This is a genomic window from Hyphomonas atlantica corrig. (assembly GCF_000682715.1).
GTDB classification, from domain to species: Bacteria; Pseudomonadota; Alphaproteobacteria; order Caulobacterales; family Hyphomonadaceae; genus Hyphomonas; species Hyphomonas atlantica.
In genome coordinates, this window is the sequence record NZ_AWFH01000001.1 from 544,921 (window position 1) to 558,943 (window position 14,023).

General features: G+C 55.2%; 15 protein-coding genes. 8 read left to right on the top strand and 7 right to left on the bottom strand.

Translation table 11 applies throughout. The features are described from left to right. Positions 1-39 precede the first annotated feature (39 nt). The gene (locus tag HY36_RS18490; RefSeq protein ID WP_162175934.1) at positions 40-588 is read right to left on the bottom strand and encodes a FliM/FliN family flagellar motor C-terminal domain-containing protein; all 549 of its coding nucleotides are present in this window, start codon (positions 586-588) and stop codon (positions 40-42) included. A gap of 540 nt (positions 589-1,128) precedes the next feature. On the opposite strand from HY36_RS18490, the gene HY36_RS02730 reads away from it, so the two are divergent. From HY36_RS02730 to HY36_RS02750, 5 genes are all read left to right on the top strand, one after another. Further along, positions 1,129-1,983 (top strand): flagellar motor protein MotB, encoded by an 855-nt coding sequence (locus HY36_RS02730; RefSeq protein ID WP_035547840.1) that lies wholly within the window; start codon positions 1,129-1,131, stop codon positions 1,981-1,983. 79 nt (positions 1,984-2,062) lie between these two features. Then, complete coding sequence (locus HY36_RS02735) at positions 2,063-3,376, top strand: flagellar hook protein FlgE (RefSeq protein ID WP_035547843.1); 1,314 nt, start codon at positions 2,063-2,065, stop codon at positions 3,374-3,376. A gap of 30 nt (positions 3,377-3,406) precedes the next feature. Next, on the top strand, positions 3,407-4,855 hold the full coding sequence (flgK, locus tag HY36_RS02740; protein WP_035547846.1) for a flagellar hook-associated protein FlgK: 1,449 nt from the start codon (positions 3,407-3,409) through the stop codon (positions 4,853-4,855). A 1-nt stretch (position 4,856) separates the two neighbouring features. Then, positions 4,857-5,837 (top strand): flagellin, encoded by a 981-nt coding sequence (locus HY36_RS02745; protein ID WP_035547848.1) that lies wholly within the window; start codon positions 4,857-4,859, stop codon positions 5,835-5,837. 5 nt (positions 5,838-5,842) lie between these two features. After that, complete coding sequence (locus HY36_RS02750) at positions 5,843-6,946, top strand: flagellar basal body P-ring protein FlgI (RefSeq protein ID WP_081805987.1); 1,104 nt, start codon at positions 5,843-5,845, stop codon at positions 6,944-6,946. Between the two features lie 52 nt (positions 6,947-6,998). Here the strand turns inward: HY36_RS02750 and HY36_RS02755 are convergent, their stop codons facing one another. The 5 genes from HY36_RS02755 to fliF are packed head-to-tail and all read right to left on the bottom strand — an operon-like array spanning position 6,999 to position 11,270. Further along, positions 6,999-8,081, bottom strand: coding sequence for a FliG C-terminal domain-containing protein (locus tag HY36_RS02755; RefSeq protein ID WP_162175935.1), 1,083 nt, complete (start codon positions 8,079-8,081; stop codon positions 6,999-7,001). Between the two features lie 14 nt (positions 8,082-8,095). Continuing rightward, on the bottom strand, positions 8,096-8,878 hold the full coding sequence (fliP, locus tag HY36_RS02760; protein ID WP_051602420.1) for a flagellar type III secretion system pore protein FliP: 783 nt from the start codon (positions 8,876-8,878) through the stop codon (positions 8,096-8,098). Further along, positions 8,862-9,188: a FliM/FliN family flagellar motor switch protein gene (locus HY36_RS02765; RefSeq protein WP_035547854.1), complete on the bottom strand. Its 327-nt coding sequence runs from the start codon at positions 9,186-9,188 to the stop codon at positions 8,862-8,864. Before HY36_RS02765 ends, fliP begins: the two co-directional genes overlap by 17 nt. A 2-nt stretch (positions 9,189-9,190) precedes the next feature. Next, on the bottom strand, positions 9,191-9,757 hold the full coding sequence (locus HY36_RS02770; protein ID WP_035547858.1) for a hypothetical protein: 567 nt from the start codon (positions 9,755-9,757) through the stop codon (positions 9,191-9,193). Continuing rightward, positions 9,750-11,270, bottom strand: a complete 1,521-nt coding sequence (gene fliF, locus HY36_RS02775; protein ID WP_035547861.1) for a flagellar basal-body MS-ring/collar protein FliF — start codon at positions 11,268-11,270, stop codon at positions 9,750-9,752. Before fliF ends, HY36_RS02770 begins: the two co-directional genes overlap by 8 nt. Positions 11,271-11,400: 130 nt before the next feature. Between fliF and HY36_RS17585 the strand changes: the two genes are divergently transcribed. The 3 genes from HY36_RS17585 to HY36_RS17590 are packed head-to-tail and all read left to right on the top strand — an operon-like array spanning position 11,401 to position 13,013. Continuing rightward, positions 11,401-11,901 (top strand): flagellar basal body-associated FliL family protein, encoded by a 501-nt coding sequence (locus tag HY36_RS17585; protein ID WP_051602421.1) that lies wholly within the window; start codon positions 11,401-11,403, stop codon positions 11,899-11,901. A gap of 4 nt (positions 11,902-11,905) precedes the next feature. Then, positions 11,906-12,406 (top strand): hypothetical protein, encoded by a 501-nt coding sequence (locus HY36_RS02785; RefSeq protein WP_035547864.1) that lies wholly within the window; start codon positions 11,906-11,908, stop codon positions 12,404-12,406. Positions 12,407-12,410: 4 nt separating this feature from the next. Next, the gene (locus HY36_RS17590) at positions 12,411-13,013 is read left to right on the top strand and encodes a MotE family protein (protein ID WP_051602422.1); all 603 of its coding nucleotides are present in this window, start codon (positions 12,411-12,413) and stop codon (positions 13,011-13,013) included. Between the two features lie 37 nt (positions 13,014-13,050). On the opposite strand, the gene HY36_RS17595 is transcribed toward HY36_RS17590, so the two are convergent. Further along, the gene (locus HY36_RS17595) at positions 13,051-13,827 is read right to left on the bottom strand and encodes a response regulator (protein WP_051602423.1); all 777 of its coding nucleotides are present in this window, start codon (positions 13,825-13,827) and stop codon (positions 13,051-13,053) included. Positions 13,828-14,023: the final 196 nt, after the last annotated feature.

A 14,023-nucleotide genomic window follows, 5' to 3' on the forward strand; every position in this document is an offset into this window, starting at 1 on the left:
CAAACTCCTTGCATTCCTCCGCCATCAGCGGGGACAAACTCAAATCTCGGCAATTTCTCGAATGACATCCTCGGGCACGGGTGCCTTCAGCTTCAAGGCTCTCTGCCCTTTCCAGGCGCCAAGTTCCCCTTGGCTGATCGGCAGTGATCCGCTCACCGTACCGGCGCTCAGATCAAGTTTGTCCATCTTCGCGCCCGGCAGTGAGATGACTTGCCCGATTTTCATCTCGGCGCACTCACCAATAGTCATGCGCATGGAATCCAGCACTGCATCCAGCACGACTGACGTATGCCGAACGCGCTCCCGCAGAACACCTCGTCCCGTATCATCCTGTGACTTGGGTCTGGCCGCATTCTCTTGAAAGGCCTTGGCAAGTGACTTGATTGCGGACAACCGAACTATCACTCCAATTTCCGGAGCGGCAGTTTCGCCTTCAATAAGCCAACTGTCCTCGCCGTCTCCATCTCCCAATTTGTAGGTCAGGTTGATGTAAGTTGTATCGGCGTCGAATGGCTCTGCTGCACGGGCAATATCGATCAATTGCGCCGGAGCATTGGCATCACTATCGCTGGAGATAGAACAGGCCATTCTTTTCCAAAGGGCGCGCGCAGCGCTCTCCGCCATCAGACGAAGAAACAATTCAGGGGCATTGTTCAGGCTAGACGCGCCCTGTCGCAAACGCTGAGCAGAATATCTCTGGGCACCCGCGAAGTTGATTGTCACCGCAGCAACAGGTCCAACATTATGCTCAGGGCTTACATAAGTGAACACGTCATGGGCCGCGCTCGGCAGATCGGCCCCTGCGAAAACCTTGCGAGAAATAAGGTCCGGCGTGGAAACCTGACCGTAAACTTCTTGTGTCCATTGACCAATGGAAGACGCCAAGGCGAGCCAAAGGGGTTCGCATTGGCGAATCGTTGGAGGGAGTCCTCCCCCTGCCCCGATCTTCTTTCGCAGCACAGACGACACAACAAGCCTACATATTTACCCAGTTCCGTCTGGTAGGAATTAAGTAATTTGGTTGCTGAATGGTTACTACGACCGTCTGAAACCCTGCGCCCAGATTAGCCATGAATTGATTCAAGCCTGTTAGGAGTAGTGTTCCAAAGCACCGGGGCAGGACTGATTATGGTCGATAAAGCATCGACAGACGCGCAACCAATCATCATCAAGCGCAAGAAAGTGGTTCAGGGCGACGGCCATCATGGCGGCGCCTGGAAAGTTGCTTATGCTGACTTCGTGACTGCGATGATGGCGTTCTTCCTGCTCATGTGGTTGCTCAATGCAACCACGGAGGAACAACGCAAGGGCATCGCCGACTATTTCAACCCGACCATTCCGGTGAGCCGGATTTCTGGCGGTGGGTCTGATGGCCTGAATGGCTCTTCAATGTTTACCGAGGACACCTACGCCAAAATGGGAACGGGCGGCACGCGCGATGTAACGATTGACACGCCAAAGAAGGAAGCCAGCGCCGCTGCGGCAGATGCTAGTGCCGAGGAAGTCGCCGAAAACCTTCAAAATCTGCGGGCCGAATTGAATGAGGATGCCAAACAGCTTTCTGAGCACCTCATGATAAAAATGTCTCCCGAAGGGATGGTTCTCGAAATCATCGATTCCGACAGTTCACCCCTGTTTATGGTTGGCAGTAGCAATCCGACCCCTCTTCTCCAGGATTTGCTGACATCGATATCAGGATCTCTCGATGCATTTCGAAACGACATCAAGATTGTCGGGCATACTGATAGCCTCCAATATCGACTGGATGCCAATTACGACAACTGGAACTTGTCGACTGATCGCGCCAACATGATCCGTAAGCTCCTGCTGGAAAAGGGCATGAGGCCTTCTCGCCTCAAGGAAGTTTCCGGTCGCGCTGACACAGACCCACTGGCTCCAGACGATCCGTCTGCATCCCAGAACCGTCGAATCTCAATCGTGATCCTGACAAATCAGCCGAACAAAGATGAACTCAGATTGTAGGGTTGTTAAGAACTAAGGTTATCGGCTTATTAAGGAATGCGCTCCACTGATAGAAATACATCTGTCGTAGGAGTCGACCATGAGCATTTCTTCATCCCTGAATGCGGGCGTGATGGGGCTGAACTCGAATTCGAGTCGTCTTTCCGCCATTTCCGATAACATCGCCAACTCATCCACCTACGGCTACAAGCGTAGCCAGGTCGATTTTTCGAGCATGGTGCTGCAACAACAATCATCGGCATACGCTGCTGGCGGTGTTCGCGTAACTGCCTTCAAGGATATCGCAGCGACGGGGTCCCTGATTTCAACCGGAAACGCGACTGACCTTGCGGTTTCCGGCCGAGGCCTCGTTCCGGTAACTGATAATACAGGCGTGAACTCTCTGTCGTCCGAACGCAGCCTGATGCTGCTCCCTACCGGATCTTTCTATGCTGACGAAAGCGGAAATCTTCGCACTCAAAGCGGCCTGTTCCTGCTTGGATGGCCAGCCAACTCCGATGGCGAGATCGGTAATGTAAGCCGGAACAGCGGTACTGACCTGGAGCCGGTCAACATCGCCGCGTCCCAATACACCGCCTCACCGACGTCCCGTATCGAACTGGGCATTAATTTGCCCGCTGACGCCACCACAGCTGGCGGCACGGGAGAAGCCTACACACTACCTATCGAGTACTTCGATAATCTGGGCCGTGCACAGACGCTTTCCATTGAATTCACCCCGTCGGTTCCTGCTACCGGATCCAGCAATGACTGGACTGTCCAAATTTTTGACAGCGCCAATGGTAATCCGCTGACGTCCATCGGCGACTTGGCAATCAGCTTTGCTGATAGTGCTGCCAATGGCGGTCGTATCGACACAGGCGGTGTAACTGCTTCCAATGGCGCGACATATGACGACGCGACCGGCACAGTGACCTTGAGCCTGCCACACGGAAACGTCGAAGTTTTCATCGGGCGTCCAAATGACAGCGCCGGCATCACCCAGCTTTCTGCCAACTTCTCTCCGACTTCGGTTAGCAAGGATGGCGCGCCCATCGGTGACCTTCAATCCGTCGAGATAGACGAGAATGGTTATCTGCAGGCCATTTACAACACCGGCTTCCGCCGCACTCTCTATCAGATCCCAGTCGGTGACGTTCCGAACATGAACGGTCTCAAGGCGCTGGATGGCCAGGCGTTCCGCGTATCCGCAGAAAGTGGAAACCTCTACTTGTGGGATGCAGGTACGGGACCGGTTGGCAGCATCGAAGGCTATGCACTGATGGAGTCCACTACGGACATTGCAGCGGAATTGACTGACCTGATCGAAACTCAACGCGCCTACTCTTCAAGCGCCAAGATCGTTCAAACCGTCGACGAGATGCTTCAGGAAACGACCAATCTGAAGCGCTAAGCCCGCCTTAGCTGAAATGCGAGCCCTGCCGTGAGTATATCCCACGCCATCAATGCGGCCCAAACCGGCCTGAAGGTCTCAGGCCTGCGGGCCGACGTTGTCGCTACCAATGTCGCAAACGCATCAACGCCGGGCTATGTCCGGCGTTCGATCATATTAAGCGAAACATTGGTCGGTGGACGCACAAGCGGGGTCAGCTCTACCGGTGTCGTCCGCGCGACAGATTCAGGCCTCACGTCTGAGCGTATGACATTGTCGAGCAACGTCGCACAATCCAGTCTGATGGCCAGCACTTGGCAAGTACTTTCATCGCGAATTGGAGACGATGCGGAAGGCACTGGCTTGTTCAGCAAGCTATCAAATTTTGAGTCCGCCTTATCTGCTGCGGTCGCGTCACCAGAATCTGGAACGCAGCTGTCAGCGTTGCTCGACGCTGCAAACTCGGCCGTGAACGAGCTGAATAGCCTTTCTCAACTTGTTACCCAGCAACGCACAGAAGCGGATCGTGAAATTGCCGATGGTGTGAACGTCGTGAATGCCGCCCTGAAGCAAGTTGAAGAACTCAATGGCTTATTGGCCGGTATGGATCGCACGACGGCTCAAGCTGCAGCATTGATGGACGACCGCCAGCGCGCACTCGACACGATTTCGGAATACCTTCCTATTGAAGCAGTGCCTCGCGACGGCGGCACAATAGATGTCGTCACGAGTGAAGGTGTCTACCTGGTCGCCGGCACCGCAAAGCAGCTTGAATTCACTCCTGGCAACGCGTTCGGACCAAACATGACTGTCGACAACGGTGCTTTGTCCAAACTGATGGTCGGCGATTTGGAACTTACCCCTGGGGCTTCAAGCTACGCGGCCGTATCAAGTGGTATGTTTGGCGCTCTATTCACTCTTCGTGATGCCGACCTTCCTGCATTCGGTGCCCAGCTTGATACGATTGCGAACGATTTGGTTAGTCGCCTGTCCAACGACGCGATCGATCCGACGAAAGTTGCTGGTGAATTTGGACTGTTTGTAGACACTGGCACTCCCGGCGATCCGGGATTGGCAGGGCGTATCGACATCAACGCTCAGATCGACCCCACTCAGGGTGGTAGCATCTGGCGGCTTCGCGATGGGATCGGGGCAGCGAGCGAAGGTCCTCCTGGCAACAATTCCATCCTGTCCGCGATGTCGGACGCCTTCACAGCAATCCAGTCGATGAACGCCAATGGCATTGAGGGCAGCTTCTCAGCCACTGACCTCGTTGCACATGTCGCCTCCATGACAGGGCAGACGCGCATTTCACATGAAACCGCCCTCTCTGCTGCATCGACCCAGCACGATTTGATGATGGAGGCGGAACTATCCGAGACAGGTGTCGATATCGACAGCCAGATGCAAGATCTTCTGGCGATTGAACAGGCTTACGCAGCCAATGCCCGCGTAATCGAGATCGCCAACCAGATGCTGCAAAGATTGATGGAGATCTAGCATGGATCGTTTTGCCATATCTTCGGGTCTCATGACCTCCACGCTGAGCCAGCACATCTCAGAACTCAGATCACAGATCGGAAAGACGTCTACCGAGGCAACGACAGGACGATATGAAGATTTGACGCTGCATCTCTCCGGTCGAATCGGCAAAGCTATGCTGAGCCAGAAAGCACTAACCGACCTCACATCCGAGAAGGAGGTTCTGGACCTGCGAAGCGCCAGGCTCTCACTCGTCCAGTCCAGCCTCACAACCGTACAAGAAAGTTCCACGGGTATTGCGGCCAGCATGCTCAGTGCAGTTGTTGGCAACCATGAAACGGAAATCGCAACTGCCTCCCGAGACGCCAAAGCTGCTCTTTCAACGACAATGTCGGCGCTGAACGCGCGTTATGGCGAGAGATTCCTGTTTGCTGGGGATGCAACATCTTCCATCCCGTTTGCTGGCTCAGATCAACTGCTAGCTGACATCGAAGCGATCGCTCAAATGGCGACTGATGCCAACGACTTTGAAATCCAGCTCGATGACTATTTCAGTTCTCCGACCGGCGGCTGGCAGCAGAACATCTATCAAGGCAATACCACGACTTCTGATCCCGACGGGGTCAATGCGGACCATGAAGCTATTCGCTCGCAGATCCGCAATTTGGCTATTCTGTCTCTCTCAGGTCCGGATGGAAGCATCGCAAACCTCGATGGGTACTCCGGCCTAATCGAATCGACGTCGCTCAAACTCTCCGCGAGTGAAACAGCGATCACGAATCTTCGTGCGGATCTTGGTGTATTCGAACAGAGAATTGCAGATGACCTTGAAAGCCTTGCTGCAGAAGAAACGATCCTGACGGCCTCCTTCAACAATCTGACTGCCCGCGATCAGTATGAAGCGGCAAGTGAACTTCAGTCTCTCGAGACCACGCTCGAAGCCTCATACATGATAACGGCACGGCTGTCGCAACTCTCACTCCTGAACTATCTAGGCTAATCACGATGTTTTGGAAAACGCTCGCTCTCTCCTGTCTCGTTGCATTGACCGCAGCAACAAATGTCACAGCACAAACGCGCATACGCGACGTCGTGGATGTCGAAGGCGTTCGCCAAAACGATCTCATCGGATACGGTATCGTCGTTGGTCTGAATGGCACTGGGGACTCGGTCCGAAATTCTCCATTTACCGAGGATTCCCTCACCTACATGCTTGAGCGCCTTGGCGTGAATGTGCAGGGCGAGGACATCAAGCCGAATAATGCCGCAGCTGTTCTTGTCACAGCCACCCTTCCCTCGTTCGCACGGAGTGGATCGACGATCGACATTTCCGTGTCATCAATTGGAGACGCAAAAAGCCTGGAAGGCGGCACCTTGATCCTCACCCCGCTCAAAGGCGCGGACAACGAAGTCTACGCTGTCGCCCAAGGGAGCATCATCGTTTCTGGTATTGATGTTCAAGCTCAGGCGGCGCGGGAAACGCGTGGCACGCCGACGGCTGGTGCGATCCCGAATGGTGCCCGTGTTGAACGCGAGATCGGCTATGATTTCAATCAACGAGACAGCCTGACCCTGGCCCTCCGCGATCCCGACTTCACAACGGCTGCGCGCGTGGAAGATGTGATCAACACCGCATACGGCACTCAAGTTGCTTACACTCGCGATCCCGGCACTGTTGATCTTGACCTTCGCGGTCTTCAGGGCTCACCCTCCCGCATTCTGGCAGACATCGAAAACCTTCCAGTCAGCGTTTCCGTTCCCGCCCGTATCGTGATCGACGAAAAGTCTGGAACGATTGTGCTCGGAGAAGACGTCACGATCTCAAAAGTCGCGATTGCTCAGGGCAACATCTCGATCAAGGTCGTCGAAAGTCCTGTCGTGTCGCAGCCAAACCCATTTGCAAGAGGGGAGTCGATTGCGCTGCCGCGGTCACAAATCACGATCGGTCAGACTGGCAGCAAAAACATCGCCATGTTGGAGCCAAATGTCTCGCTTTCCGAGCTGATCGCCGGCCTCAATGCACTCGGCGTGACACCCCAGGAAATTGCAGACATCATCCGGACGATGAAGACAGCCGGCGCACTACACGCCGACCTGATCATTCGCTGAATCCGAACAATTCGCTCTCGCTTGAGCGTAAGCCGAGACAGCGATACGCGGCCTAGTCCTCTTCAGGCTTGCCGATCTTGATCGTGCCATCCCGCTTGAGCGACATCAGCGAGAGAAGAAACTCTCGCTGGACCTTTTCGACCTTTTCAGGCGACATTTCCGGGACATCTTCAAGCTGCAGGCGGTATTGGTCTGCCAATCGCGATGAAATGTTGCTCAGAAGATAGTCTGTGACTTCTCCACCGCTCGTCCGAAGACTCGCGAGCAACCGCGTCATCGACTCGTCACCCAGTTCACGGAAGACAACAGAGACAACCTCTCTTGGGAGAATCTCCGGCAAGCTGTCGATCGTGAACATGACCCGTTCAATACTCTTGAGTTTGCTCTCATGCGTGCTGCTCAGGAATGCCAAAATCCGGTCGCGGCGATCACTTGGCACGAGGCTGAGCATTTCACCGATCACGTCCAGATGACTGTCGTCTCCCTCGCTCGCGCCCTCGGCTTTGTTGAGCAGTTCTATTTCCAGCATGTGCGCGAGCACGGTATAAATTTCGGCGTCCGGCGCCTCATCTTCCACGAGATGACCAACAACCGGGTCGAGCTGGTTCTCCTCGAGAAACCCGACGATTTCGGACGCGGCGGCTACGTCGATCCGGCGCAGGATGAGCGCAATGATATTCGGCGTGAGGCTGCTGAAATAATCGGCCACTTTCTGTGGATCGTGGCGCTCCAGCTTTTGCCAGGTATCTGTGGCAACTTCCTCTGCACCAGATTCGACAGATTCCTCTGATCCGTAGATCTGCTGATAGCGGTTCTGGTCCAGCAAGTTCGCAATGATCTCACGCGCCTTGTCCTGCCCGCCCGAGAAGGAGCCACTTGCTGCGCGCAGCTCTCTCAGAAAGTCGACAGCAATCTCGATCAGGTCTTCGCGTGCGAGTGTGGAGATTGTTTCCAGCGCCGTTGCGACTTGCGCCATGGTGCGGTCATCCAACCGTTCGACAATCGGCCGCGCCTCAGCCTCACCAAGCATTGCGATCACGACCGCAGCCTTCTGAGCGCGAGTAAGCTTTAGCGCCGAGGCCGGCACCGGCGGGGTCGCGCGTGCAACCGCTTGTGGCGTGGCAGCCTGTTTCATTTCAACAACCGAACTCATCCGGCATACCCTCGCAGAAGTGCTTCTGTAATCTTCAACCAGCCATCCGCCAGAACAATGAACCCAACCTTAAAGGGAAGCGAAACAACGGTCGGAGGCACCATCATCATACCAACCGCCATCAGAACAGACGACACGACCAGATCGATGATCAGGAAGGGCAAGAAGATAACGAACCCGATCTGAAACGCATGTTTGATCTCTGACAACATGAAGCTCGTCGACAAGAGCGCAAAGGAAGGTTCTTCGCCCTCTTCCAGCGGACGATTCACAGCATCGGCCAGCACCGGAATGGTCTCAGGGTCTACGCGGGCCGTCATGAATGCGCGAAACGGCTCTGTTGCGGCGGCCCAGGCCTGCCCTTCGTCAATGGCACCATCCATGTAAGGTGAGATGCCGTTGTTCCACGCCTCCATGAAGGTCGGCTCCATAACGAAGAATGTGAGAAACATTGCGAGCGCCATGATCAACATGTTGGGCGGCGCCTGTTGAACGCCAATCGCCTGCCTCAGGAATGAGAAGACGATGATCATGAATGGCAGACAGGTCGCCATCATGGCGATACCGGGCGCCAGACTCAGAACTGTAACCAGGACAAGGAGCAGGATGACTGACCCGCTCAGCCCCCCTTCCCCACCATTGGTTAGAAGCCCCTCAGGCACCTGTATCTGCGATGGGTCTATTTCTTGCGCAAAAGCGGCCCCTGAGACCGCGTAAAGAAACAAGAATACAATGACCCCGCCAAGAAAGCGCGGAACGAAATCAGGTCCCTTTATCATCGGGATCCTCCGCGATCTCCGTGATCTTCACTCCGATCCCGCCTTCTTCAGTCTCGATGAGTTCTCCACGTGCGATCAGTTTGTTGTCAACCGAAAGCGACACCGGGTCTTCTATCTTCGCGGAAAGCGCGATGACGGAATCGGGTTTGAGGTCTAGAATTTCTGCCACCGTCAGGCGCTTCTGACCGATGGACACGATCACGTTCACTGGGACGTTGTAGATTGATCGATAGGCCTTGCCACCAGGAAGGACGTCTTCCTGCTGTTCAATCGCAATTTCATCCGAAGGCGTCATTTCGGGAATAGCCATCTCTAAAAGTCCTTTTGAGGCGTTTTGTAGGATTGCAGGCGTTCGAGGCAGGCGGCCAGAAGCTCATCAAACTCCAATGACAGTCCTCCAGTCTCCCAAGAGACCTGAATGTCATGGAGCTCCGCATCCTCTGAGACCTGGACAATGCATGAGTTGGACAATCGGGGGTTGCTCTCGATGATCTCAGTGAGCTGCTCCGCGAGTGGCGCTGGCGCAGATAGCACCGCATGATTTGGCGTGTCAGGAAGCAGGTTTGGAATCTGGCGCACGATCTCTTCGGCGAGGAATGCTTTGGATAGTTCCGGAAACAATCGCTCAATGATCGCCGACACCCAATCTGCTGTTTGAGCCACGACCCGCTTGTTCGCCTGTTCAATTTCCTGCGCCAGACGGTTCAGCAACACTTCTACGTTTGGATCGATCTGAGCCGCTGGCTCCGGCGTATCTTCAGGTTCGTCCACCTGAACAAGTTCTGGCTCCGCGACAACTGGATCAGGCGCTTCCGCAAGCACAGCTGGAAGGTCTCCACTGTCGAACCGCGGAAGATTCGCGAAAAGGGACTCACTCATTGACGAGCGCCTTTCGATCTTCGTTCAGCCATTCTTCCAGCAGACTGGCTGTCTCATCCTGACGCTCTCGTGTATAGCTCTTGAGATACTCCAGCGCGTCGACGGATTCAGTCGTCAGCACACCAGATCCATCGACCGCCGGGTCCGCCGTCGTATCGAGGACTGAAGCCGGCCTTTGGGACAGGAGAGGACGCACCACACCGAATCCAAGCACGATAACCACAATTCCGAGCAGTATGGCCTGAAGTCCAGACCAGAAATAGCGCTCGGTCAAAGTCTCGACGAGACTCGGCGCGGGTGTGAGTTCCTCAACTTCGATTTCCTGAAACGGCATCAACTCTACCGTCAAAGAATCTCCGCGATCTGCGCTTAGGCCAGCTCCCGACAAGATCAGTTGTTCGAAATCAGACACCAGACTGCGCATGAGCGGCGCAGAGTCCTCCGCATTCGCATCAAAGCCGAGGACCTGTTCGTTCAAAAGAACAGCCACAGAGATGCGCTCGATCTCGCCGGGCAGTGTTTCAGTTTCCCGGCGGGTCTCATTCACATCGTATACGACACTCTCGGTCGAGTTCTTGAGAGTGCTTGAGCCTCCAGCCTGCCCACCTGCGCCCTGCGGCAGATTACTGGCAACGGTAACCCCAGCCGATCCGCCTCCGCTCGCTTCACTGACATCATTCGTAGTCCGATTCCGGATCACTCGTGAGCTTGGATCATAGACAATTTCGGACACGCGCTGGCGCTGGCGATTGACATCGACAGATACCGAGACTCGCGCATTACCAGGCCCGACGCGCGCCTCAAGAAGGCGAAGAATCTTTTGTTCGAGACGGGTAGACTGGGATTCTGCAACGATCGCCGGTTCTTCCATCCGGTCTACATTGGGGCCCGCAAGAAGGCCACGCTTGGGATCAATGATGGCAACATCTGCGGGGTCCAGACCAGACACAGCCAGCGCCACAAGGTATTGGATGGCTTCGGCCTGGCTGGCGCTGACCTTGCTGTTGGAGACAAGCGTTACAGATGCTGTTTGCGGCGGCCCAGAACGTGAGAATCCTGAGCGCAAGCTGGCACCGATGTGTACCCGCGCGGATGAAACGCCGGGGATGGCAAGAATGGTTCGTGTAAGCTCACCTTCCTTGGCCCGCCAATAGGCGGCGTTATACATTTCCGATGTGATGGAAAACCCATTCACATCATCTAGCAATTCATAGCCCTGCACCGATTGTTGTGGCAGGCCATCCTTTGCAAGCGAGAAGCGCACCGAGTCGCGTTCCGACTGCGGAATAAAGATCGCCTCACCCCGAAGCTCATAATCCACGCCGCGCTTTTCGAGCTCTGCAATCACTTCGCCCGTGTGCATCGGATCAAGGCCGGAATACAATAGTGCCTTCGGCTGCTGGACAGCTCCCTGCACCATCATTGTCATGGCGATGACAACGCCAGCCACCGAACCGGCAAGCGCCAGTTTCTGCGCGACCGATAGCGCCTTGAGTGTTTCCAGCAATTTCATGGATGCGTACTTCCCGTTTACGACATCGACTCTCGATTTGGTTAATATTTTCCGTGAAATTGTTAACGCTTCCTTTACCCGACCCTTAATATGCGTGAACCAGCGGCAAATAGTTTGATCGGGGGCGTTGGTGGCTTCGAATCCGGAAAAGGAACCTGGCGACGCCCCGAAGAGCGGCGGCGGACTCGTACCTCTTATTGTGCTCGCAGTCGTCTGCGCGCTTGGCGCATTTGGCACGGTCTTCATTTTGTCGGGCGGCGACGAGCCTACTGTGCTCGCCTGCGCTGATCACGAGGAAGGCAGCCCCGCACACGCGCCGTTGGCGATGGACGATTATGTATATGTCGACCTGCAGGAAATTCTCGTGACAATCGGCAACGAACCAGCGACCCGCTATGTCAAAATCAACATGTCTGTGATTTCCGATAGTGAACACATGGGCGCCGTCAAAAAGGCCGAACCGATGCTGGTCGACGCCTTTGTTGGTTATTTGCGCGCCCTGACGCTGTCGGACTTTGAATCCGCTGACTTTTATCCCCGAATGCGCGAACAGCTCGCGGTGAGATCTGAAGTTGTCCTTGGCCCGGAGGCGTCGCACGGCGTCCTCATCACTGAATTCCTGCTGAGGTAAGCCGATGCCCTTCGAGATCTCCGACATCGCCCTGTTTCTGGTTTCCTTTGCAGCATGCCTTTACTGCGCGCTGCTCAGCCGTCGGCTGAAAGCGCTTCAGAACACTAAGAACGGCCTTGGCGCCACGATCCGGGCAATGTCGGATTCTGTCGCCGCTGTCTCATCTGCGCGGCACGAAACGCAAGCTCAGGCCGGTGACCTGGCCAACCGGCTCGCCGCGACGATGAAAGAGGCTCAGGAAACTGCGGAAAAGCTGAAAGAGCTAAAGACGGCGATGGAAGTGAAAGATCGCGAACTGTCACGTCGCATCCAAGCGGCCGATGCCGACATTCGCAGCACATTGCGAGAAACACTTGAAGCGTCATCTGGCAAGATCACTGAAATCACACGGCTGACGAAACGGCTCGAAGCTATCGCTGATCGCACGTCGGCACGCTTCGACAGCGCAGACTACCTTTTCGATGAAGAACAAATGAGCAAGTCCAAACGGGTTTACGAGGGTTGAAGGAATGAACAGCAAAGGCCGCACTCACGTCCTTCTCACCATTGGCGTCCTGTTCACGATTGCAGGTGGCACACGCTGGCTGCCGCAGGCTTTCGCGACGACGGACCGCGCCTCGACCGTGAACGACCCGCTCAAGGCGCTCCCGCAGGCCATGACTGTTGATGAATCTGATCGCGTCCAGAATGTCTGCCTGACGGGCGACCTTGCCGCCGCGATGGAGCAGGATCAGAAGGACATAGAGCAACGCATCTCCGATTTGAGACAAGACGAGATTGAACTGCGTAATCGCAAGCTCGAACTTGCCCAGCAGGCCGAGGATCTCAAGCAGATTCAGGAGCAGCTGGACACCCGTTGGCAGAAAATGTCTGATACCGCCAATCAGGACTTGCACCATCTGGCCCAAATGTATGCAGCCATGAAACCTGATCAGGCTGCCGGTATCTTCGATCAGATGGACGCTGGCTTTGCGGCTGGCTTTCTGCGCCTCATACCAAGCGATCAGGCGGGTCTGATCCTGGCCAATATGGATAATGAAAAGGCCTATATCGTCAGCGTGAAAATCGCTGCGAAGAATAGCGATCTACGATCGGATTCGATCGCCCCCTAGCACCTTGGTTTGGGAGGCGAACCAGAGCGGGAACTCACTAACCGGCCTGCTGGTGGGCCGTCGCACGGCCCAAAGCCCCGTCAATCGCTTCGCGAACACGCCAGATATCGAACGGCTTCGAGATCAGACCATCCGCCTGCGCAGCCTCTTCTGGTGAGACACGCTCTGGATGCGCAGTGATGTAAACCGTCGGAATGCGCCAGCCCACCAAACAGCAGATCTTCTGGACGGCGTCTTTGCCGCTTTCGCTATGATGAAGCTGAATATCTGAGAGGATCAATTCAAACTGTTTCGAGCGCGCAAGCTCTACAGCTTCGTCCAGCGTGTGAGCGATGCCAGCCACGTGGTGTCCGGACTGCTCAACCAATACCCCCAACAACTCTGCCATATGCGGCTCATCTTCGATGATTAGCACGCCTGTGCACCGCGCGGCGGAAACTATGGGCCGAACGCGGTTGAGAACATACTCGACGGTTCCGAGGCTTATCCCGGTAATTCGCGCGACCTGGCACGGTTCAAACCGGCCAATCGCCGTAAGCAACAGGCATCTTCGCTCATAAAGGGTCAGCCCCCGCAACGTTTCCAATGCCGCTCCGCCATCGCTCATCGCCTGCAGGTGGTTCAGCAATCTCGCATCGACCGATTGGAACAAATCCTCTCGGCTTACTTCCTGGCACTCGGACGTCTCGTCATCGTAAACAAGGTCCTTCAACACATGACCGACGATTTCGTCCCCAGCGACTGTGTCCTCAATGAGCAAGTGCGCATACGAGCGTAGCGATGGGAGCGCCTCGGATACAGCTTTGAAAATCAAGAACGGTCCCCTCTTCTTGATATCGGGCCAAGGTTTGCTCGCGAGCACTCAGTGCTTGCTTGGCAATTATTTCCGGTAGGAAGATACGCCTCTAGGCAGCTTGCTTCTACTTGAAAGCGCAGCAAAACTGTCAATTATCCCTCTTTTTGGCGCATTATATTGCCGAATCTGCCACGCTATCTGGATGTTAACTCTA

What these genes read in the sequence shown, in the direction of transcription:
- HY36_RS18490 (WP_162175934.1), bottom strand. Translation starts at nt 588, where the DNA reads ATGGCCTGTTCTATCTCCAGCGATAGTGATGCCAATGCTCCGGCGCAA.
- HY36_RS02730 (WP_035547840.1), top strand. Translation starts at nt 1,129, where the DNA reads ATGGTCGATAAAGCATCGACAGACGCGCAACCAATCATCATCAAGCGC.
- HY36_RS02735 (WP_035547843.1), top strand. Translation starts at nt 2,063, where the DNA reads ATGAGCATTTCTTCATCCCTGAATGCGGGCGTGATGGGGCTGAACTCG.
- HY36_RS02745 (WP_035547848.1), top strand. Translation starts at nt 4,857, where the DNA reads ATGGATCGTTTTGCCATATCTTCGGGTCTCATGACCTCCACGCTGAGC.
- HY36_RS02750 (WP_081805987.1), top strand. Translation starts at nt 5,843, where the DNA reads ATGTTTTGGAAAACGCTCGCTCTCTCCTGTCTCGTTGCATTGACCGCA.
- HY36_RS02755 (WP_162175935.1), bottom strand. Translation starts at nt 8,081, where the DNA reads ATGAAACAGGCTGCCACGCCACAAGCGGTTGCACGCGCGACCCCGCCG.
- fliP (WP_051602420.1), bottom strand. Translation starts at nt 8,878, where the DNA reads ATGATAAAGGGACCTGATTTCGTTCCGCGCTTTCTTGGCGGGGTCATT.
- HY36_RS02765 (WP_035547854.1), bottom strand. Translation starts at nt 9,188, where the DNA reads ATGGCTATTCCCGAAATGACGCCTTCGGATGAAATTGCGATTGAACAG.
- HY36_RS02770 (WP_035547858.1), bottom strand. Translation starts at nt 9,757, where the DNA reads ATGAGTGAGTCCCTTTTCGCGAATCTTCCGCGGTTCGACAGTGGAGAC.
- fliF (WP_035547861.1), bottom strand. Translation starts at nt 11,270, where the DNA reads ATGAAATTGCTGGAAACACTCAAGGCGCTATCGGTCGCGCAGAAACTG.
- HY36_RS02785 (WP_035547864.1), top strand. Translation starts at nt 11,906, where the DNA reads ATGCCCTTCGAGATCTCCGACATCGCCCTGTTTCTGGTTTCCTTTGCA.
- HY36_RS17590 (WP_051602422.1), top strand. Translation starts at nt 12,411, where the DNA reads ATGAACAGCAAAGGCCGCACTCACGTCCTTCTCACCATTGGCGTCCTG.